The 21416-nt window shown below is 38.5% G+C and carries 23 protein-coding genes; 7 read left to right on the top strand and 16 right to left on the bottom strand.

Going from position 1 to position 21416, the window contains the following annotated elements; genetic code table 11:
• Window positions 1-17 precede the first annotated feature (17 nt).
• The 3 genes from JBW_RS06395 to JBW_RS06385 all read right to left on the bottom strand — a co-directional run bounded on the left by JBW_RS06395 (window position 18) and on the right by JBW_RS06385 (window position 3841).
• Entirely contained in the window at window positions 18-461 is a 444-nt protein-coding gene (locus JBW_RS06395; RefSeq protein ID WP_235334156.1) for a DUF523 domain-containing protein, read from the bottom strand.
• A 209-nt stretch (window positions 462-670) separates the two neighbouring features.
• Window positions 671-2887, bottom strand: coding sequence for a heavy metal translocating P-type ATPase (locus JBW_RS06390; RefSeq protein ID WP_007956957.1), 2217 nt, complete (start codon window positions 2885-2887; stop codon window positions 671-673).
• 321 nt (window positions 2888-3208) lie between these two features.
• A complete protein-coding gene (locus tag JBW_RS06385) occupies window positions 3209-3841 on the bottom strand; it encodes a hypothetical protein (protein ID WP_007956958.1) in 633 nt (210 codons plus the stop codon).
• A gap of 177 nt (window positions 3842-4018) precedes the next feature.
• Between JBW_RS06385 and JBW_RS06380 the strand changes: the two genes are divergently transcribed.
• From JBW_RS06380 to JBW_RS06370, 3 genes are all read left to right on the top strand, one after another.
• A complete protein-coding gene (locus tag JBW_RS06380; protein WP_036681103.1) occupies window positions 4019-4651 on the top strand; it encodes a hypothetical protein in 633 nt (210 codons plus the stop codon).
• Between the two features lie 21 nt (window positions 4652-4672).
• Entirely contained in the window at window positions 4673-4909 is a 237-nt protein-coding gene (locus JBW_RS06375) for a hypothetical protein (RefSeq protein ID WP_007956961.1), read from the top strand.
• A gap of 146 nt (window positions 4910-5055) precedes the next feature.
• Window positions 5056-6570 (top strand): HAD family hydrolase, encoded by a 1515-nt coding sequence (locus JBW_RS06370; RefSeq protein ID WP_007956964.1) that lies wholly within the window; start codon window positions 5056-5058, stop codon window positions 6568-6570.
• Window positions 6571-6713: 143 nt separating this feature from the next.
• Here the strand turns inward: JBW_RS06370 and JBW_RS06365 are convergent, their stop codons facing one another.
• From JBW_RS06365 to JBW_RS06355, 3 genes are all read right to left on the bottom strand, one after another.
• Window positions 6714-7079 (bottom strand): hypothetical protein, encoded by a 366-nt coding sequence (locus JBW_RS06365; protein WP_007956966.1) that lies wholly within the window; start codon window positions 7077-7079, stop codon window positions 6714-6716.
• Between the two features lie 94 nt (window positions 7080-7173).
• On the bottom strand, window positions 7174-8349 hold the full coding sequence (locus tag JBW_RS06360) for an MFS transporter (protein WP_007956968.1): 1176 nt from the start codon (window positions 8347-8349) through the stop codon (window positions 7174-7176).
• Between the two features lie 177 nt (window positions 8350-8526).
• Window positions 8527-8862, bottom strand: coding sequence for an ArsR/SmtB family transcription factor (locus JBW_RS06355; protein WP_007956969.1), 336 nt, complete (start codon window positions 8860-8862; stop codon window positions 8527-8529).
• A gap of 208 nt (window positions 8863-9070) precedes the next feature.
• Between JBW_RS06355 and JBW_RS06350 the strand changes: the two genes are divergently transcribed.
• Window positions 9071-10783, top strand: coding sequence for a SulP family inorganic anion transporter (locus tag JBW_RS06350; protein ID WP_007956970.1), 1713 nt, complete (start codon window positions 9071-9073; stop codon window positions 10781-10783).
• Window positions 10784-10963: 180 nt separating this feature from the next.
• Here JBW_RS06350 and JBW_RS06345 read toward each other — a convergent pair whose 3' ends face one another.
• The 5 genes from JBW_RS06345 to JBW_RS06335 all read right to left on the bottom strand — a co-directional run bounded on the left by JBW_RS06345 (window position 10964) and on the right by JBW_RS06335 (window position 13934).
• Window positions 10964-11371, bottom strand: coding sequence for an energy transducer TonB (locus JBW_RS06345; protein ID WP_235334229.1), 408 nt, complete (start codon window positions 11369-11371; stop codon window positions 10964-10966).
• Between the two features lie 633 nt (window positions 11372-12004).
• Complete coding sequence (locus tag JBW_RS06340) at window positions 12005-12886, bottom strand: PepSY-associated TM helix domain-containing protein (RefSeq protein WP_235334155.1); 882 nt, start codon at window positions 12884-12886, stop codon at window positions 12005-12007.
• A gap of 1 nt (window position 12887) precedes the next feature.
• Window positions 12888-13139 (bottom strand): hypothetical protein, encoded by a 252-nt coding sequence (locus JBW_RS25640; protein WP_007956973.1) that lies wholly within the window; start codon window positions 13137-13139, stop codon window positions 12888-12890.
• On the bottom strand, window positions 13139-13291 hold the full coding sequence (locus JBW_RS25635; protein WP_007956976.1) for a hypothetical protein: 153 nt from the start codon (window positions 13289-13291) through the stop codon (window positions 13139-13141). The genes JBW_RS25640 and JBW_RS25635 overlap by 1 nt, the downstream gene beginning before the upstream one ends.
• Window positions 13292-13754: 463 nt before the next feature.
• Window positions 13755-13934, bottom strand: coding sequence for a hypothetical protein (locus JBW_RS06335; protein ID WP_052697325.1), 180 nt, complete (start codon window positions 13932-13934; stop codon window positions 13755-13757).
• A 15-nt stretch (window positions 13935-13949) separates the two neighbouring features.
• On the opposite strand from JBW_RS06335, the gene JBW_RS24615 reads away from it, so the two are divergent.
• From JBW_RS24615 to JBW_RS25630, 3 genes are all read left to right on the top strand, one after another.
• A complete protein-coding gene (locus JBW_RS24615) occupies window positions 13950-14255 on the top strand; it encodes a TonB-dependent receptor domain-containing protein (RefSeq protein ID WP_071882478.1) in 306 nt (101 codons plus the stop codon).
• A gap of 141 nt (window positions 14256-14396) precedes the next feature.
• Window positions 14397-14525: a hypothetical protein gene (locus JBW_RS25940; RefSeq protein WP_007956978.1), complete on the top strand. Its 129-nt coding sequence runs from the start codon at window positions 14397-14399 to the stop codon at window positions 14523-14525.
• The gene (locus tag JBW_RS25630; protein ID WP_007956981.1) at window positions 14522-14701 is read left to right on the top strand and encodes a hypothetical protein; all 180 of its coding nucleotides are present in this window, start codon (window positions 14522-14524) and stop codon (window positions 14699-14701) included. Before JBW_RS25940 ends, JBW_RS25630 begins: the two co-directional genes overlap by 4 nt.
• A 203-nt stretch (window positions 14702-14904) precedes the next feature.
• Here JBW_RS25630 and JBW_RS06325 read toward each other — a convergent pair whose 3' ends face one another.
• From JBW_RS06325 to JBW_RS06305, 5 genes are all read right to left on the bottom strand, one after another.
• A complete protein-coding gene (locus JBW_RS06325; RefSeq protein ID WP_007956982.1) occupies window positions 14905-16515 on the bottom strand; it encodes a radical SAM protein in 1611 nt (536 codons plus the stop codon).
• A 14-nt stretch (window positions 16516-16529) separates the two neighbouring features.
• Entirely contained in the window at window positions 16530-18128 is a 1599-nt protein-coding gene (locus tag JBW_RS06320; protein WP_007956984.1) for a radical SAM protein, read from the bottom strand.
• Between the two features lie 30 nt (window positions 18129-18158).
• The gene (locus tag JBW_RS06315) at window positions 18159-19754 is read right to left on the bottom strand and encodes a radical SAM protein (RefSeq protein WP_007956986.1); all 1596 of its coding nucleotides are present in this window, start codon (window positions 19752-19754) and stop codon (window positions 18159-18161) included.
• Between the two features lie 68 nt (window positions 19755-19822).
• Window positions 19823-20380 carry a GNAT family N-acetyltransferase gene (locus JBW_RS06310; protein WP_158453447.1) on the bottom strand — a complete coding sequence of 186 codons (558 nt, stop codon included), beginning with the start codon at window positions 20378-20380 and terminating at the stop codon, window positions 19823-19825.
• A gap of 95 nt (window positions 20381-20475) precedes the next feature.
• Window positions 20476-21414 (bottom strand): glycosyltransferase family 2 protein, encoded by a 939-nt coding sequence (locus JBW_RS06305; protein ID WP_007956995.1) that lies wholly within the window; start codon window positions 21412-21414, stop codon window positions 20476-20478.
• Between the last annotated feature and the right edge of the window lie 2 nt (window positions 21415-21416).

Here is a 21416-nt window from a genome sequence, read left to right as displayed (position 1 = left end):
GCATTTTCGATTGAATCTTAACCTTTGCAGTATATTTCTTCTGTACAGACTTCTATGCCTTTATCTTTGAGCATTTTGGCAAAGATACCATCACCAGAAATCAAATTTGCCGAAAATGTACCATCATATATCCACCCTGCGCCGCAAGTAGGCGACTTCGATTTCAGTATCGCTTTTTGGCACCCGCTCACTACTGCGATTTCTAAGCCCATTTTGGCACCCGCCCTATATGGAGCTGTCTGATCATCACCATTTAAAGAGATGATCTTTCCTTCAAATTGCTCTACTGGAGGACGAGGAGTTGGCAACCCAGCAAGTATTTCAGGACAGATTGGTATAGCCTTACCTTGTATTACCATTTCTACAATTTGTGGAACAGAGTATGACGAACCATTATATCTACATTCGACACCTGCTAAACAAGCACTTACGATTATCATTCCTATCATGATCCTTTTCATCTAAATTCGTACCTAAGTGTACTATTTCCTATTATAATACAAAACTCTCCCATGGTCTAAACCGTGCAGGAGTTACTAGAAAGTAAACCGAACCGCAGAGGCACAGAGAACACTGAGAAAAGATAGATAAGGTTAAAAAACCTCTGTGCTCTCTGCGAACTCTGTGTCCTTTGCGTCTTTGCAATTCTCCGCGTCTTCGCGGTTCATTACTATTTTTTATTCGGCAGCTCATATCTTTTCTGATTGGCGGGAGAAAGAGCAGTCTCTGTGCTAGGCTGATGGGGGGCGTAGGAGAGAAGTCGTGTGGAGTTCATTACAACTGCCAGGGTACTTGCATTGTGCAAAACAGCTGCTATAAATGGTGAAATTAATTTCGCAGAACCAAGCCCTAATCCGATGATATTCGCCCCAATAGCAAAAAGAAAGTTCTGCCTGATGATCTGTAAGGATTTCTTACCAAGGCGGATGATTTCCACAATTTTTTCTGGATTATCCTCTCTCAGAACAATACCAGCTGTTTCAATCGCCGCATCGGCCCCACCTACCCCCATAGCAATGCCAACATTGGCAAGAGCTAAGGATGGAGAGTCATTAATTCCATCCCCGACCATCCCCACTACATATCCCTCTTCCTGCAAGGATTTTATTATATTAAACTTATCCTGTGGGAGCATATTGGACCAAAACTTCTCCAGTCTTAAAAGATTGGCAATCTCTTTTACCCCTGCATCCGCATCACCAGAGACAATTCCAATGTTCGTAATCCCCTCTTCCCGAATACTGCGAATCGCTTTTTCTGCATTAGGGCGAAGAGAGTCTACGATCACAATGACTCCAATAAGAGTCATGCCACTAGCTACGTATACTAACGTTGCACTTTCAGCCCTGTTTTGCATTGCAAAAGGAATTTGTGGAGGAATTTTTATACTCATCTGACTTAAGTATGAGGAATTTCCAACATGAACAACCACACCATCAATCGTAGCCCTCACACCACGACCAATTGCCATTTCACTGTCAGGAATACAGGGTAAATTAATTCCCTGCTCTTTTGCAGCTTCTTTAATTGCATTTGCCAGTGGATGATTTGCATTCGCCTCTGCCCCGGCAGCTAAGGTTAAAATAGAATTGGAATCATATCCTTTATGAATCGGGATGACGTTAGCAACGGCAGGTTTTCCGTCTGTCAGCGTACCTGTTTTATCAAATAGTAAAAAATTTATTTTTCCTGCTTCCTCTAGATAACGGCCGCCTTTCACTAAAATTCCCCGACTGGCAGCATTCCCGATTGCTGCGCTAAGAGCAGTAGGCGTTGCTAATCCTGCCGCACAGGGACAAGCAACAATCAAAATAGTCATCGTTCTTCTGATATCTCCTGTCAGTAGAAACACCAGCAATGCCAAAAGAAATGAACTTGGGATGAGACGAGCAGAATAGGTATCTGCCATTTTTTGTATGGGAGCTTTAGAATGAGCCGCTTCTTCAACAAGATGTATCACACGGGCAACGGATGTTTGATCCCCCACTTGTTCTGCCTTAACATACAAGGTCCCCTGTTCAATTGTGGAACCAGCCAATACCTTATCACCAACTTGCTTGTGCACAGGCACAGGCTCTCCTGTTAATGCTGCTTGATTGACTACCGCCTCACCATTCATAACGATTCCGTCTACCGGAATTTTGCTGCCAAGTTTTATGGATACGATGTCTTCTTGCTTTAGTTGAGAAATAGGTATGATGACTTCCTGCCCATTTACAACAATCCAGGCGTCTTTTTGATTGCCTTCCAGCATACTCCGAATGGTACGGCGTGATCGATCCAATGTAAGGGTTTCGATTAAGGTGCTGAGGTTCACCAGCCATACAACTACCAAGCCAGTAGCCCCTTCTCTTAACAATACCGACAAAATAATGGCCGTTCCAATCAAAATCTCATTATTTAAAACTCGGCGCAGAAAAAGATTTTCGATACCACTGCGTAATATGGGAAAAGAGGTAATTAATGTTGCCAAACTGGTTAAACTCAACAAATTAACTGAAAGAGGTCCTGGGCGAAACAGATAACGAAACAGATGATAAAGCAGTGTTAAACCGCCAATAGCCACTAAAGCAATCTGAGTAGGAATGGGCACATCCTCTACCTCAAAAGGTTTTGCCTTCTGCCTTTTTAAAATCTGGGGCTTAGAAGTCTGTTTGATGTGCTGTTGCAAGAAGGACCATAAAACGCCTTCAGAAGTCATAGCCCGATTATATTGAATCAATATCTTACCCGACTTAGGATTTGCGCTACATTCTTGAATCCCTTTTTGCTTCCTTAAAAGTACTTCAAGCTGTGAAGCAAACTTAGGATTCAGTTTTATTCTAGGATGATAAATACGAATGCGCCCAGGTATCTTGTGAACAATTTGTAGATATGGTGCAGCCAAACAACGTTTCCCCCTTTTAGCTCTTTATCCGATGACCAAGTCGCTCTAATCACAAGAAAAACGCTACGCGTCCTTTAAAACATAGAAAGTAAAGGAACCCACAGAGGCGCAGAGAACACGGAGAAAAAATAGATAAAGTTAAAAACCTCTGTGCTCTCTGCGAACGCTGTGTTCAACGTTCCCCTAAACTTATAAATTCTTATCCTACAAGAAAAAGAACGATCCTCTAATAAACGCAAAAAAATCCCAGACACTGGGATTTGAGAGTGTCTAGCAGGATCAGCGCCCACTAGAATGTATTATATGGAATACAACTTTTTATTATACTGCTGCTTCTGTAATCGACAAATAGGAATTTTGCTTAAAGGTTAACAGTTGTTCACCAATCTGCTTCATTATTAAGTTCTCCCAATCATAGAGGAAATTAAGAATACATCCCTTAATACGTTCAGAAAGTTCAAGCAATGCTAATTTCATTTGCTGTTTACTGGAGCACCCTAAGGATTCCATGGCTAAGGTTGCTACATCGACCTGAAAAGGAAATATACCTTTCGTGACTGATTTCAAAGAATAACTGCAAGCTTTATTGCCCAAAAATTCAACGCAACGGGTAGCTCGTAATGTAGAGCGATGTTCGTGAACTACAGGCAGCAATGACCTTAGAGAAAGAGCGGGAAAAGGTCCTTTTAATGCTAAATTTCTCTCATTTGAAAAACCATGGGCTTTCACTTTTCCATTCAGCTTATTAAGAAGCCGATCTAACATTCTTCCTTTTTGCAGCTCTAACAAAACTGCAGGCCATGCAAGAGAATTTTGGCAAAACAAAGAATCCGCCAATTTATGAAGTTCTAAAGAAGAAATTCGTGAACGTATTTGGCAAAATTCCTCTCGTATATCGTTTGTACATTCAAGCCGCAATACTTCAATTGGTTTTATATATATTGACATAGGCATAAACCGCCTCCTAATGATAGCAATTATCATTATCACTATTATTAATTATACTACAAAAAATTATACCCAGTCAATATGATATCTCAAATAAATCTTATGAAAAACGTATATAACATGGATAAACATGGGAACAATACTAATGATTACATCGCATAAATTGGGAAAGGTAGGGTTATAATGTCCGATATAGAAACAGGATCATATAACGAATATGAAATAAAGTCTAAGGTAAAACAAAGCAGAGGGCAGCTCATGCGTGCGCGAGCTATGGAAACTTGCTGTGAGGACACGACCTTAGGGCTTGAACAAGTCTTTGAGGCGAAATTAGCCGCCATACGTATATATGAACAGAAATTAAACACAGTTACCGATCCCTATGCGCGTAAGGCATTGCTGCAGATGATCCGCAAAGAACGTAAAGAACTACTGGAATTGGCAGAACTAACAGACTTAGTAGAAACAGGACCGGGAATGAATGGCTTAACTAGAAGAAAACGCTGCTTTAATCACGAAATTAAAATGCGTACTGGACATAATGTAACCTTTTGGATTGGAGCCGTTGTTGTAGCAGCCGCTTTGATGCCGAGTGTTAGAGAAAAACTTCGTCCCTTGGCTGTGAAAGCAGTGCAAGGTGTAATCGGATTAACAGAGCAGGCACAGGGAGTTTTCAGCGGTGTACGGGAAGACATTGAAGATCTGGTAAGCGAAGCTCAATTTGAGCGTTTTAAGGACTCACTTGATGAGGTCGATGAAGATCTAGAAGAAGCTAGTGAAGAAACATTCGATACTACCAAAGCTGATCCTAGCTAATCCATATATCAGGAGGAACAAGTGGCTATTACGATTGAAATGTTACGCCAGAAAATCACAAATGCAAATCGTGAACTGCATGAAGCAATTGATATGAGTATTGAACTCAGACAGCACTCACCAGAAATAAAGGGAGAAGTGGTTACCATTTGGGAAGAGTTCTTGGGACAGTTTTTCGGTTACATCAAGAAAAGAAGTAAAGAATCGAAAGACAATTTACTTGCTGGTATCTCCTGGGCACGTTTAAAGCTTTTTTAACCAGCGGCACATATATTTACATTAACAGCAGGGAAATCATTCCTTGCTGTTGATTCTTTCACGCTCCATCATCCTTTGCCTGTTTATGGCTATAATTTATTGGTTTTCCAAAAGAGTATTTTAATCAAAAAGGAGGACGCTTTTCATTGGCAGCAGCTAGTCTTACAACAAGCCAGTACAATTTATTGCCAGGACGGTTACGAATATCCATTAAATCACTTCTGCAAAGCCCCGCTTTTGCTCACTATATAGCAACGAGATTGGTAAAAGAAAAATATATTTATTCCGTGACAGCAAATCCATTAACAGGCCGAGCGCTCATTCATTTTAATCCAACTTATATTTGTCTAACTGAAATTCAATCATTGATTTTTGCAATAGAGCAAAGATATTCGATACAAAAGTCCACTATACATGAGAGCGTAAAAATTGACTGTAATCATCCCCCAGAACTTATCAAATCACCGGGGACCTATGCCTTCGCAACAGGTCTCATTCTAGTAGGACTAGTCACCAAACGCTTCTTTGCAGGCAAATCTCCCCTGTCTTCTTCCCCACAAATTTTCAGTTTTGCTGCTCTTGCAACTTTAATCGCTGGCTACCCCCTCTTACGTAACCGCTTTGAAACAGCGGCAAAAAAACACAATATGAACTATGAATTGCTTTTGTTTCTGCCTACCTTACTACTGCTAACCATACGAGAAAGTATTACTGGATTGTCCGTGCTCTGGCTAGTCCAATTAACCTATTGGCTTGGCACAGCAGCGCAGGAAAATTCCCATAAAAGCATATCGAATCTTCTTATGGGAAAGCAGTTGCAGGCACTAAAAAGCCCGTCTGAAGAAAAAGAGAACCTCAATCTCATAGATACAGAAGTGAAAAATAACATCTCCACTCATAAAAATGAAGAAAAAAAATCTTCATCCTCTTTATTGGCTGAAAAAATCATATGGTATTCCTTGGCGATTTCAGGAATTAGCTTTCTTCTAACAAGAAACTTTATGCGAAGCCTCGCAATATTACTCGCCGGGTGCCCTGCTGCAATTTCCCTATCCAAAGACGCAGCGATGCATTCTGCAATTAGCCAAGCAGCCGAGAAAGGAGTTCTTATAAAGCAGATTGAGGTTCTAGAACGTATAGGAGACGTTGATACAGTATTATTTGAACATGAGAGCTATACAGGAATAGACCAGCTGCATTCTTTAGGTATCAAGGATATTCGTGTGATAACGGGCGATTGTACTGCTAACTGGCATTCTATGCTTCCTGACGATATAGTAAAAATGATTAACGATTTGCAAGCCCTAGGAAAGAAGATTGTAATGATCGGAGACGGGATAAATGACTCTCCCGCCTTTGCTGCCAGTGATGTTGCCATCGCTATGGGCAGAAAGGGAACAGCTCAGGCAATTGAAACCGCTGATATCGTGATTGCGAATGATGATCCTCGAAAAGTGGCTGAAATCATCTATCTTAGCAGATATATGAATAAGGTCATTCGTCAAAATGTATCCTTTGCTACGGTCTTCAATATAGCTGGTGTGGCACTAGCTGCTACCTCGCTCATTACTCCAATAACTGCAGGATTACTGCTGAATATCAGTACATTGGCAATCATTATGAACTCAAAATGCTCGTTGTCTGGTAAGAAACCAATTTGAATCTCTAGGATTATAAAAAACATAATAAAAAACGCAGAAGCACAGAATACTGAGAAAAGATCAAATAAAAATCTCTCAGCATATTCTGTGCTTCTGCAGTTACTTCATTATTTCGCTGCTCTCAAGAACATATAAGATCTACTTTAGCGAATGGCACGACGTCTTTTCGCCTCATCAACAATACTTTTAAATTCAGCTTGTGCCGCTTCTTTCAATGTCAATATCTTGGCAGTCGTAGCAACGGCTATCCGGTGCCCTTTTTCTCTAGCCACTGCACCACGACAAGGTGAAACACCTCGAACTTGACGCGCTTCTTCTACAAAATCAGAAGCTCTGGCACTCACTTTTGCTGCTGCATTTTTCACTTCGTCTTTGGCAATTAAAGCCCCTTTAGTCACCTTCACTGCACCAGACCGTAGATTGCGGCGATCCGACAGCAAAGCTAGAACAATACCACCGGCCAACAATAACAAGAGAGAGCTTTTGCTGAACATTTTCAAAAAATTCATATACATTACACCTCCTCGCACTTATTCTAATTTTCCCGTTGTATGAAAGCTTTATGTATTTTTAATTAAGGATTCATTCCATAATACATTATCATCAATTATCACTAATCTTGTCATCACTTCTAACTAATATTGAATAAAAATAGTAGGTACATATTGCCAATAGTAACGCCGTCGTTAAAAATAAAACGAAATATCCCAGATGTTCAGCTACACCGCCCAATATGGCGGCAGAAAGAGCATTTCCAATATCACCAGCTGCAATCATAATACCTAGAGCGGTACCTCGATTCGTTTGCTGGATTCGCTCTACTAAAAGTAAAACCAAGGTGGGATAAACAACACCAAATCCTAGCCCAAACAGAAGTCCTGAGAGAACCAGCATAATAGGCGAAATGGTAATCAATAACAGCAAGATACCGAGCAACATTGTGATACTCGCATATAGTGTTGCATTTAAGAGTCCTAAGATATGGCTTATCTTTTGTACGAAAAGACGGGAAAAAACCACTGAGATGGCAAAAGCAATAAAGAAAAGAGAGTAAAAATCAACCCCCTTATCAATGGCAGCAAGTGGGATAAAGGTTAGAGCTGCACTAAAAGCAAAACTTACTGCAAACTGAGAAAGAGTCGACGCACAAACAACCTTGGATTTCAGTACATCCATAAATGGTGCTCGAACAACATTTCTCGCAGCTAACTGAATTGGCTGGGAACGCCACTTCATCACATTAAAAGCAATCCCGATTAGAATAACACTAATGCCAGCAAGTGCATTGAATCCAAAATTATCAAAAGCTACCTGAGCCATACTCATGCTAAGTCCAAGACCACACATGGTAGTTAACGTATACATGGCAATCGAGTTGGAATTACTTTCTCCTGATCCGATACTGCTGGCGAAGGTAACTGCTCCTGTACCATAAAAAGCCTGCCCAATACCGTAAAGGAATCGTAAAACAAAAAAGCCCAAAAAACTTGTCGCCCACCAATAACCAACAGTTGATAAAATAAGTACGATTTGTCCAAGCAGAATCACTGGACGGCTGCCTTTAGTATCCACTTGAAAACCAATCCATGGCCTTATAATAAGGGAACTCATTGCCGTAGCGCCCATAATAAGCCCAATTTGCGTCTCACTTAATCCGCTATTGTGCAAAAAAACTGGTAATACAGGAACAAGTAAGGAAGTACCAAGAATTGTATTGAAGTGAGAAATTGCAATACTTTGAAATTGTTGGTTCTTAAAAATCTGAAATGAATTAGCCATGAATAACCCCTTTTAGTCAACATGATATCTTATATGAAATGAAACGAAGGATAGCACCCTTCTTACTATGAAATATTCAATCCTGCAAAGTTACGTACTTTGCAGGATTCTTTCTTGCCTATCTTCCTTCCTAATTATACACCAAACTTACCCCTTATTGCGTATTAATTTTAAACGTTAAGGCTTTGATTCCATCTGAAGACGATCAAACTTACTAATGGTATTAACCAGATGATTATTAAAAATTTGACGTGCTATCACCAGCAGCTCTCGAATCATGGGATCTTGCAGTGAATACGATACTCTTGTTCCATCTTTGCGGGTTTTAACAATGTTTTTATTGCGAAGAATCGCTAATTGCTGGGAAATAACGGCTCCTCCAACACCACATAGTGACTGCAACTCATTGACGTTCTTATCGCCATCACATAGGATCTCTAAAATATTAATTCGCAATGGATGAGATAAAGCTTTAAAAAAATCAGCCTTAAAGTCTTGGATTTCTCTATTCATACTGTCTACTCCTTCTACACCAGAACCTCATTTGTCCACATTTCATAATAATAACGTTGTGATTCATATTCAAAGATAACTATATAGTATTAATTGAATATATGATACTATGTATCTATCTATATTTCAATATAATAATATTTCACATTTTTTGCATAGAGGTGTATAATAATGAACATATTGTTTTTCGGACTGAAAGGGGATTTACATGACACGCGCTATTAGAGTACCACTAAAACGTTATTTTACTAGATTTTTTAAGAAAGATTTATTAGCAGGTCTGACGGTAGGTGTGATTTCTCTGCCCTTGGCCATGGCCTTCGCAATTGCTTCTGGCGCAAATCCTGAAAATGGTATTTATACTACAATTATTGCAGCTTGCCTAGTCGCTCTATTTGGTGGAAGCAGATATCAAGTTGCTGGTCCAACCGGTGCTTTCATTCCCATCTTGCTCTCTATTGTACTCACCTATGGATTTGAGAACCTTCTGATAGCTGGATTCTTATCCGGAATTATACTGGTTGTCATGGGACTTTTAGATATGGGATCTCTGATTAAGTTCATTCCCCGATCTGTTACCATCGGTTTTACAGCCGGTATTGCTATCAACATTTTTGCCGGCCAGATTTCTAACTTCTTTGGTTTAACTGGCCTTGAGCGTCATGAAAGCTTTTTATTTAATATGCAGGAAATTGTAACCCACTTCCATACGATTAATCTTTATAGTACATTAACTGCAGTCATTTGCTTAGTAACGATTCTCATTACACCTCGTTATTTACCAAAAGTACCTGGTTCTCTCGTTGGACTCATCCTATCGACAATGATCGCAACTTTATTCTTTCCAAATGATGTAATTACTATCGCTTCTGCCTTCGGTGGAATCCCCAGCGATTTACCTCATATGCAATTTCCTGACATTACACTAGAAAAAGTGCAGCTGCTGCTTCAGCCAGCTCTGACAATAGCCATTTTAGGTGCCATTGAGTCTTTACTATCTGCCGTTGTCGCCGATGGTCTGACAGGTACACATCATAACAGCAATCGCGAATTAGTAGGACAAGGTATCGCCAATATAGTAATTCCCTTATTTGGTGGAATCCCGGCTACAGGTGCCATTGCCCGTACAGCAACCAATATTAAATCTGGTGCGGCAACACGATACTCTGTTGTAATTTCCGCTGTCTTCGTACTCCTTACGATGCTCGCTCTTGCACCCTATGCAGGTCTTATTCCACTAGCAAGCATGGCTCCCGTTTTGATGGTTGTTTCTTATAATATGAGTCAGCATCAAGCCTTTATTGGTATTGCAAAAGTCAAATCCTTAAGTACCGGAGTCTTACTTATTACCTTCTTTCTTACCGTATTTGCAAACTTAACGGTAGCTGTGGAAATCGGATTATTACTTACCATGATGCTGTTCGTCAAACGAATGAGTGAAATCATGGTCGTAACACAAGTTGTACCGGATCACGAGAACCATTTAATCGATATCGCAGACCAAAATGCACTTCATACCTATGATTGTTCCCAAATTAGCATTTTTAGCATTGAAGGCCCTTTATTCTTTGGGGCAGCTCAAATGTTTTCGGAAAGCATCATGAGTACAATCCATTATGACCCTAAAATTATTATATTACGCATGAGCCGAGTTCCAATTATGGACATTACGGGAGAAAATCATTTACGCATGATCGTAGAAAATATCCAGAAAAAAGGCATCACCGTCTTGATTTCGGGTTTAAATGAACAACCGGAGAAAAAAATGAAAAAAACTGGTCTTTATGATCAGATTGGACAAGAACATTTCTTTCCTCACACCAATCATGCAATCGCCTATGCACTAGAACATATTAATACAAACCATTGCAACACCTGCCAAAAAATAAATGGAAATGAATGCGTGTTAGATAAAAAATAATTAATAAATGGAATGAAACCTCTTCCAAAGTATCCACTTTTGTAAGAGGTTTCATTCCATTTATTATCCTAAAAAGACAGATTCCCGACCGCTTCTTTTCCCTTAATACCAAGGACATAGGGTGCTAAGAAAATGGATTTTCCTTATAATCATTCATCCTCTGTAGTACAGCGAATGAACCTATTCTGCAATCGGCTGCGCTTCACCATTTGCCTGTTCTTCCGGTATAATTTTTTCTACCTTTACATGCAAGGGAAGAAGAATAGAAGACGAAATTGCCGTAGTATCACTATAGGCGGGACTGAACACCGACTTTTGGATTGATTCAATCACTGCATTATCAAAAGCAGCATCTCCAGAACTAGTAATGATCTTCACCTCACCATCTACCGTTCCATACACAGATATCGTTGCCTTAACCTTCACAGCCACTGTTTGCTCTGCATATTTCTCCTTCACATCCTGAGGCAGAGAAATCGCCGCTAACGTAATAATCTGCGGAGGAGTCACTTGAGGTTTGTCTTTAGCTAAAGCAGATACTGACATTCCTGTTGTCAATAATAACATAAGTACTACAATAAATCGCATTTTTTTCACACGAATACACCCTCTTTACTTTTTTTATCTATTTTAAAATCAGAACAATAGTCCTGCTCCATGCCAGTCCAAAAGCTTATCAGCCCGCCCTAGTTAAAACCTTCTCTATTTAGCCTTCTTTATAATTATAGAGACAATGAAAATCATTGTCAATTAAAGTCTTCGAATATCTTGGTATTTTTTCCAAAGCCAATAGTACGCTCTCTTAGAAACAAAACACCTCGCTTGCTACAATTTGATTATAACAGCACCTCACAGCTCCACCTAGACATTAAACTTCAACAGCTTATGAAGTCCTAAATCCTGCATATTCTCTTAGTCAAAGGCATTTGACTCATTGCAAAATGAAATGCTGCAGATAAAAACAAAATACTATAAACTTGTCCCTAGCTAAAAAATAAAACATTTTGAAACGCGAAGACACAAAGACTAGAACTATCTATAATACCCCTTCGCGTCCTTCGCATTTCTTCGCCTCTTCGCGATTCATCACTGTTTTCGGCATTCTCTGTGCCCTCTGTGTTTAACGTTCTTCTCCAACTCATACTTTTTATAAAAAAAAACCATTACCGCATCCTTTTATCATAAGGTGCGGCAATGGTTCTTTTTCCTTTCGTACCGTAATTAACTGCGCAGCCAGTAATATCCGGTGAGCACAAGGGGTATTGCCAGAGCAACAGCCGATATGGTACTCCATTCCTTGCCAGCCAGAGGCGCGGTAATTCTAAACAACGTAATCAATATAATAACCACAGGCAGCAGCCAGATTTGCCTGGAGGACTGCCGTACCGGAGGGACAGATTTAGCCTGTAGCTTATTCGCCGCATTGCCTTTGTTCGGCCTGAATTTGACAAACCAGGCATAAATGCCGGTGATGATCATAATGCAGGTCAAGGCCTCCGTAATAAACCATAAGATTTTCAACGGCAAGGTGTCATGATTGCTAAAGTGAACTGGATTAGCCATAGAAAGCATCTGGATATACCAAGGCTGTTGAATGACGGCGGTAACCTTTCCCGTAGACGCATCAACCCAGACAGGCTTATTCAAGTGCGCGTCCCAACCTTCCCCCTGTGTGCAAACCGTATAATGCCAGCGCATTTTCCCATCTTCTTGAGGCACTTCGATTCCCGTTATTCTGCGATCAGGCAAAGCGGCTTGGGTCACTTCCATTGCCTCATCAATAGAAATACGCTGGACAGGAAAGGGCTTGTCTTGATAATCAATCAAGTATTCCTTGCGTATGCTTTCGTTCCAAGCATTATGAACCGGACCAGCAAATATAAAAATAAATCCGCTTAAACTTAATAATACGGCCCAGGAAAGTGTGGCAATCCCCAGTAATTTATGCCAGTCCATCCAATAAATACGCCGATGAGAAGAACGAATCGTCCCAAAGGAGATGTTTTTCATAAAAGGGGCATACAACCAGATGCCGAGCAAAGCTACAACGCTCAATCCGCACATCGCTCCGAACAAGTTCCTGCCGAATGACCCGAGATACATATCAACATGCATCCCATAGGCAAATCATAAACTTCGGAATCACCTCATACCTCACTTGTTCATTAGACCGTCTTATGAATCGGGCTGTATTCAAATCTAGACGAATATAATCATAGCCCTTGTCTTGAGACCGCAAGGAAAAGCCATTAATATGCTTTTCATGATCCAGATAGACAGCACGCAAATTATAACCGGGGTAACGTTCCAGCACTATTTCCGCTTGCTTGCCCACAGATAGCTTTGCTGCATTCACTAAGGATGCTTCTGAATCGTAGATACACTAACTTGATTAAATGCCGTTATCTCCCGTCCCAAAATCAGGGGCAAGGCACTTGCACACATACTCAACAGAAAAACTGCACAAATCAAACTTGCCCATTTGTGAATTGTATACCAGTATTTCATTGTTTCGAAAAGCTCCTCCTGCCTGCATTACCAGAACAATCCTATGTAAATGGTTCAACGTATTGCGACGTAAATTTTGCAGCGGCATGGGTACCTATTTTTTCAAGCATTGTCAGGCAGAAAGCATTTAATAATAATTATCATTATCATTAAATGCTTGAAAAATTTTCCCCTCCATAGCCTTTTTCAATTATGCAGTACGCTACATCAGCTGAAAGTTGATGATCTTTATTAGTAACAACCCGTTCTTTCATTCGTCAAGCATTCTAGCTCGTATAAGCGGCTCTAGCCAAACCTGCCTCCCCCTTACAAAGGCAAGATAACCAGCATTATTAATATGATAACACAAATGATGTCGTGATATAAAAGGGCATAAATATATCCTTTTGGAGTATTTATAACACCTTTCTAACATCAAAATAAGGATTTTTTAAACTCGCGGGGCGTCATTCCATAGGTTTTTTTAAACGCTACTGCAAACTTCCCGCCCTTTCATAGCCTTCCCCTCATAATACAGGTGGGGTATACGCGCCTCACCTCGTAGGGCGTACTTTAACTGCTCAATTGCCACCACCAGATCAGGTGTATTATAATGCTGACTTTGCCACTGCAAAGCCTCCGCAAGCTGAAAAGGATCGTCCATACAATTCCCCCGCACATGGGCTGCAAAGCAAGCCGGCTGGTATCTGCAGAGGACCAGCTCAAGTTCGGAAAGCGATGGACGGCGATTGCTGGAGGCCGGTACGACCGCTACGACAGCGTCACCATGAACCGCCTGAACGGCGTACGTACCATCATTGATCAAAATGCCTTCACCGGCCGTCTTCTTAGCCTGGTTTATGACGCCGGCAACGGACTATTTCCCTACATCAGTTATGACGATTCCTTTGAAGGATTTTCCGGCTCCGACCGTTACGGTAATACCTTTGAACCAACTACCGGCCGGCCCACACGCCGCTGGTAGATACTACACAATATACTTCAAAAGGCAGCACCATTCCTTCGGGAAGGTGCTGCCTTTTCGCGTCGATACATCTTATTTCGGTAGATTTTCTTTATATTTTCCGAAATTCAGGGTAGAAAAATCAGTAAAGAAGGTGGAAGCATGATTAAAACCATTATCCGTCCCATTAGTGAATTGTCTAAAAGAATGGTCGATGTAGAAGCCTTTGCGATTGACCAAGATACGCCTGTCCATCTTACTAAAAATGGATCAAATCACTGGTTATCATGAGCAGCAGCCATTACGAAAAGCTATCAGCAAAAATCAGCATGTATGAAAATTTGCTACGCTCCGAATCCGAAATCCGACAAGGCAAATCCCTGCTATTGGATGCAGCGATGACTGATATTGACCAGTACCTAAAGGAGCATATACATGAACAGTCAGGACAGCAAGTATCAGGTTAATATAACTCCTAATGCCGTAGCAAAATCGTAGACTTTTATGTGGATGCCATGAACTACCCTCCGGCCGCCAAAGAATTTAGGGATGCAGTTTATGAAAAACTATAGATTATCGGTCAAAATCCATATATGTATGGTATCCCAGGCAATTTACCTAATTTCGCAGAAATAGGATATCATAAGGCTCAACTTCGTAAGAGCTCACCCTATTTCAAAGCACTCTTAAGCTTCTCAATTAGCTCATTACTCACTTCTTTTTTGCCTTGAGCCGTAAGTCCTTCTTTTACACATAATGAAAAAGTAGACATGAAATTTTTGATTTTATTATTACTAATTTTTTTACACGCTAATTGAAAGGGAAATGAGCAGTCTGCCTCATAAATAGAATTTTTTATCGAGAAAAACAAATTATTAGATAATTCATACGCAGTATTTGAGTCCATAGTCTTATGCGACCAATTGTATCCCGCTCCTTTAATATTAAATTTTTCCTTATCATTGTTAATGGGCGCTCCATGTTGATAATACCACATATGAGTTCTAAAGAATGTTGGTTTAGCTTCTTCAATAAAGTTAAATGTATCGCGATAGGTTTCATAAGTTTCTCCTGGAAAACCAACAACTAATGACGCAGTACTCATTATGTCATATTCATTTAATAGTGAAAGTACTTCACGATACTTTTTCACAGTGGCTTTTTTATTCATATTATCAAGAATTTGCTGATTTCCTGACTCTATGCCGAAAAGCGCTTGTACACAGCCACTCTCTTTCATCAATTCAACAGTTTCTCGGTCTATGTATTGGGCTCTTAATTGCGAGACCCACTTAAATTTGTATTTATTTCGTATAAGCATTTTGAGCATAGCTTTAAATCTTTCTGGAGGAAAATTGAACGTTTCATCTGAAAAAAACACCCCAGAAACTTTATTGCTCAACGTGTTTAGCTCTTTTTCGACAATCTCAATACTTGCTGTTCGATATTGCCCCGCATACATTGATGAACCACAGAAACTGCATGAAAATGGGCATGATATTGATGTTCTTACATTGACGAACTCACATATTCTGTCGCTATATAAATTCCAATCAACAAAGTTGTTATTAGGTTGATTATTTTCCTGGGAATAACGAGTATATACATACCTATCATTTTGTTTATAAAATATATTATCTATATTTCCAAGCGGCAAATTATGTTTGATAGAATGAATCACCTCACCTAGCGCAAACTCTCCTTCAGTATTATATATATATATATCCGCGCCTATAGATTTAAATAATTTTTGTAAATCTTCTTCGTTAAGTGAGTGCGCCTGTCCAAAAACATACGGCCCTCCGATAATAATCTTTACGTTCTCGCTGTATTTACGAATAAAGGAAACTATATCAATAATCGGGAAGGGCAAAATATAAAAAGTGGTGGGGATGACAACACAGCCAATACTATCCTCCTTGAGTCTATTAGCAATATACTCCTTTTCACTAACAAAGGAATTTATATAATCAAAAGATATTCCCCTTTTATTTATATAAGTACCTAAATAAGCTACCGCCAGGCTGAAAGACTTAGCTACCATATTAGGCGGATAATATGGCTCGTTTTCTTCTCCATCATTTATATCACTATTGAAAGTCTGATATAGTTGTGATGGTGAATACAGTTTCTTTTTATACTCGATAAAACTTAAGTTTGACGTATTTGCTTCTCTATATGTTTTTGAATTTTGCCCAACACTAAGTCGCAAAAGCTTTCTCTGTGTTTGCATATTGAACTGGTTATACCCGATCAATAAACAGTCTACTTCCTGATTCACCGCATTTCCCCCTCCTATCCGACAATTATCCTACGAAGTTTCTCGATAATTTTTGGATTTTCCTTAATCTGATATTTATTAAGCAGTACCTCTCTTACAGACATATTAAAAGCTTTCATAAAGTCCACAACCCGTTCTTTACTCAAGCCTTTATTAACTAAATCAAATGGAATTGGATAATCTGCAACATGGGTTGAATTCTTTATGGATAACAACATGTTATCCGCTAAACCCTGAGCCGTATTGGAGTCCATTGTTTCATGCGACCATTCATAATCTTTGCCTACTAACTTAAATTTTTCTCTGTGTTCGTAAATTGGAGCATTATTATCGTACCACCATAGCCTCGCTCTAAAAAATGTAGGTTTTGTTCTTTCAATAAAGTTAAAAGTATCAAAATAAGTATCATGAGTTTCTCCTGGAAAACCTACAATGAAGGAAGCTACAGTCATGATATTGTGTTTATGAAGCATTTCAAGAACCTCTTCATATTTATCGAGACTCGTCTTTTTATTAATATTGTTTAATATTTGTTGATTCCCAGATTCTATCCCACAAAAAACTTGAATACATCCACTTTCTTGCATTAGTTCTATCATTTCTTGATCGGCATGTTGACATCTAAAAAAGGAATTCCATTTAAATTTATACTTATTTTTTATCATCATCCTCAGCATGTTTTTTAATCTGTCTGGTGGAAAATTAAACGTATCATCAATAAAGCTAATAGCCGTTACATTACCAATATCTCTCAACATATTCAATTCGTTTTCAACCGTTTCCAAATTAGCTATTCGATATTTGCCTGAACTCTTTGGGAAAGAACAGAACGCACAAGAAAATAAGCATGAATTTGACGTTCTAATATTTATATTACTGTTTAAACTCTCTGAAAACAGCTTCCAATTAACTGGATTCTCATCCAAACTATTTTCCTCTTTTTGCACCGATGTAAACTGATATACTCCTGCATGATTATAAATTACGTTATTAATATTATTTAATGACAATCCATTCTTCACTGCACTTATAGTTCGTGCTAATGCCTCTTCACCTTCGATAGAATATATGTATATATCCGCTCCAATTCTTGTCAATAATTTTTGCATCTCTTGATTACATAGATCTCTAACTTGATTGAATATAAACGGTCCCCCAATTATGACTTTTGCTGTATTATTATATTTTTTAACCGTTTGCATTATTTCTACTATAGGTATGGGAGATAGGTAATATGTTGTTGGTATTATAATGGTTCTTATATTATTTTCTTGCAGTTTTTGCACTAATAGGTTTCTATCTTCGTTAAACGAATTTATATAATCAAAACTAAATCCCCGCTTGTGCAAATAAGAGGCTAAATATGCTATGGTTAAGCTGAATATCTCTCCAATATTCGCACTTCCCGCTGAAGCCCTATTGACGCTTTCACTTTTTAATGCATTATAAATATGTATAGGTGTATGCAATTTACCTTTATATTTGATGTACCCTAAATTAAATTTATTTGTCTCTGTATAGTTATGAGAGTTGTGCCCATATTTTAATCTCAATAACTGTCTGTTTTTTGTTAAATCCATCTCATTATGCCCAATAAATAAACAATCAATCAAACTAATCCTCCCCTTTACCATGTTTATATATTATCTTAACGCGTATTTCAACTCTTCTACCCGTTCTTGGCTAACCTCTTCACAATCAGGATTTTTTATTCTTTCATTTACACATTTATTAAAAGTCTCCATAAAATGCTTAATCTTTTCAACACTAAATCCTTGCTCATATAAGAAGAAAGAGATCGGATAATCGGCAATATGTATTGAGCTATTCACAGACATAGTTAACTCATCTGTAAGATTATGTGCAGTATCTGCATCCATAGTAGAATGGGCCCATTCATATCCATTCCCCGTAATGTTGTATTCCTTTCTCTTATCATATATCGGCGTTTCATGATCGTAATACCATCTGTGAGTTCTAAAAAAAGTAGGTTTAGTTTCCTGCAAAAAGTTGTATGTTTCTTTATAAGTTTCATAGGTTTCTCCAGGGAATCCAATAATAATTAAAGCGTTCGTTAGAATGTCATATTCATGTAATAAGCCCAGCCCTTTTTTGTATTCTTCAACTATGGCTTTTTTATTCATATTATTCAATATTTGCTGGCTTCCCGACTCAATGCCACAAAACACTTGGACACAACCACTTTCTTTCATCATTTCAATCATTTCCCGATCTGCAAACTGGCAGCGAAATTCTGATTCCCATTTAAAATTGTAATTATTTTTTATCATCATCCGTAAAATCTCTTTGAATCTTTCTGGTGGGTAATTAAATGTTTCATCAATAAAAAACAAGCCTGAAACTTTGTTGCTTTTTGCTAGTGTATCTAATTGATCTTCAATTTCGGCAACGCTTAATTGTCTATACTTTCCTCCCGTAATCGGAAGTCCGCAAAAAGCACAAGAAAATGGACAAGATACAGCTGTTCTTATGCTGGCATATTGGGTCAATCCACCTGTAAATAAGCTCCAATTAATATGCTTATCTTCACTACTATTCTCTTCCAGCGTCAGCGTGTTATGACCGTAGGTATTGTCTTCTTGCCTAAAAAAAATATTGTTAATTTCATAAAGTTCAGTATTATCGTGGAATGCTCGGACCACTTCGCTTAAAGCATATTCGCCTTCATTACTGCATATATAAACATCGGCGCCTATCGCTTGAAATATTTTTTGCAGATTAGCCGGACTTTGACCTTTTACCTGATTTAAGACGTATGGACCTCCAATAATAATCTTCGCTGTTTTATTATATTTTCTTATAAAGTATACAATTTCCAAGATAGGATATAATGACAAGTAAAAAGTTGTTGGTATTGCTATTACCCTTATATTATTCTTTTCAAGTTTCTTAGCTAGCTCTTGCTTGTCCATATTAAAAGAGTGTACATAATCAATCGACAACCCTTTTTTATGCACATAACTACCAAGTATAGCAATGGCGCTGTTAAAATTATGTTGAAATGTCGCATGATCAAAAGTAGCACTAAGCGCATCATTATTATTGTAAAATAAGTTATAAATTTGATATTGAGTATAGCGCTTGCCGTTATATTTTATATACCTAGCACTTAATGCATCCCTAAAATAATATGAGTTTCTGCCATATGCTGCAGCTGTTATTTGCAACTGCTTTGAAATATTTATTCCGTTATGGCCAATGAAAAAGCAGTCTATCAAATTTTCCGCCTCCCTTTATATATAAAAAAATTTATTAACTTTCAAATTCTGAGATCTTTAGACTTTGATTAGCTGGTCTCTAGACATTTTTTCGCCACTTTAGTTACCCCCGAAACTCTCTGTTCAATGATTTCATTATAATTCTCGTACTCTGTCAAATTTAAACTCATGTCAAAAGTAGCTCTATATCCCAAATTTTCATAGAGTCTTCTTGCATCATTTTCCACTGCTATCAATTTTGCCTCATGCACGCCTTTTTCTACAAGCCATTGATTAGTCAATTCTAAAAGTTTAGTGGCAAGCTTTTTTCCTCTATAGTCCGGAAGTGTATAAACATCCATAATCCAACCATAGTAACCGGGATTAAGCAAACAATATGGAAAATCATTTTTTATCACTGCCCCTGCAATAGCGACTGGTTGATTTTCCTGACTATATGCAATATAATGCCGCATTCGCCCTACATTAAATTCTTGATGGTAAAATGCAAGGAGCACCTCGCTCATGCTATTTATCAGTAACTCTCTAGGAATTCCCATTTCTTTTAAAAGAATTTGTCGAAACTGTAAAGCCAAAGGTATCTCTTTTTCTGATGCCTGTATAATTGTAAAATCCTTTTGTCTCAATACCATAATCTAGTTACCTCCTCTAAAACTTATTTTGGCAAACAATGGTGTTACTTGCCCAAATTCCGAACGAAAGAACGGGGCTCGGCGTAGGCTCACCATTTAATAAGCACTGGCTCCAAATCCTTTAACTGCGATGACAAGGTGCCACAAAAACGTAGTTCAAATTCTTGTAGCGAAATTTCCCCAAAACAATAATTTTTGAAACTATCGAAATTATAATGCGGATTTATTTTTTTTAGTAGTTGTGTGCCGGCTTCTATCATTGCCTCCTGGTACCCAGCCTCTATTCTATGAGGTAAGTGAAAGTTTGAAACGTCATACATGTTTTGAAAAGTAACACCACATTTTTGTAAGCGCAAAGCAAATTGAAAGTGCTCAAATCCCCAGAACTTAAATTCTTTATCAAAACCACCTACTTTATAAAAATCCTTTCGTCTAACGCTGGAGTTGCCTATAAGAAAAGAAGCCCACGCTATTCCTGAATTCGTATAACCATTTAAATCATATAGTTTTTGTATTCTAGTATAATACATTGGTTGCCTTGAATACTTTTGAATAAGCTGAGTATCCTTATTGGAAGTTGATAAGTATTTTCTTGATCCGAAAAATTCCCAAGGACAACCTATAATTGCTACGCTTCCAGAACCTAAAGTCCTTTCAACATGGTACTTAACAAAATTTACATCTGGGAAACGATCGGCATCACAAAATATTAATCGTTCACCTTTAGCTGCAGCGACTCCAGTATTTCTTGCCACTGCTCTGCCTTGATGCTCTTGGCGTATGTATTTAATCTTACAAGCCAACGATGGCCATGCATCTTCTTCAATACTTTCCATTAAACCATCCGTTGACCCATCATCAACTACTATAATCTCATATTTGTTGGAAGGATACTGCTGAAAAGAAAAATATTGCAACGTCGTTCTAAGTGATTCCATCTGGTTAAATACTGGCACAATAACCGATGCATCAAAATATATTTTGTTTATATCAATCGCCTCCCATACTCGTTTACCTCTCTTTTCCATTA

Origin of the sequence: Pelosinus fermentans JBW45, assembly GCF_000271665.2 — a bacterium.
GTDB classification, from domain to species: domain Bacteria; phylum Bacillota; class Negativicutes; order DSM-13327; family DSM-13327; genus Pelosinus; species Pelosinus baikalensis.
The sequence above is the reverse complement of the archived record's forward strand: the minus strand, read 5'-3'. Positions and strand labels throughout refer to the sequence as shown.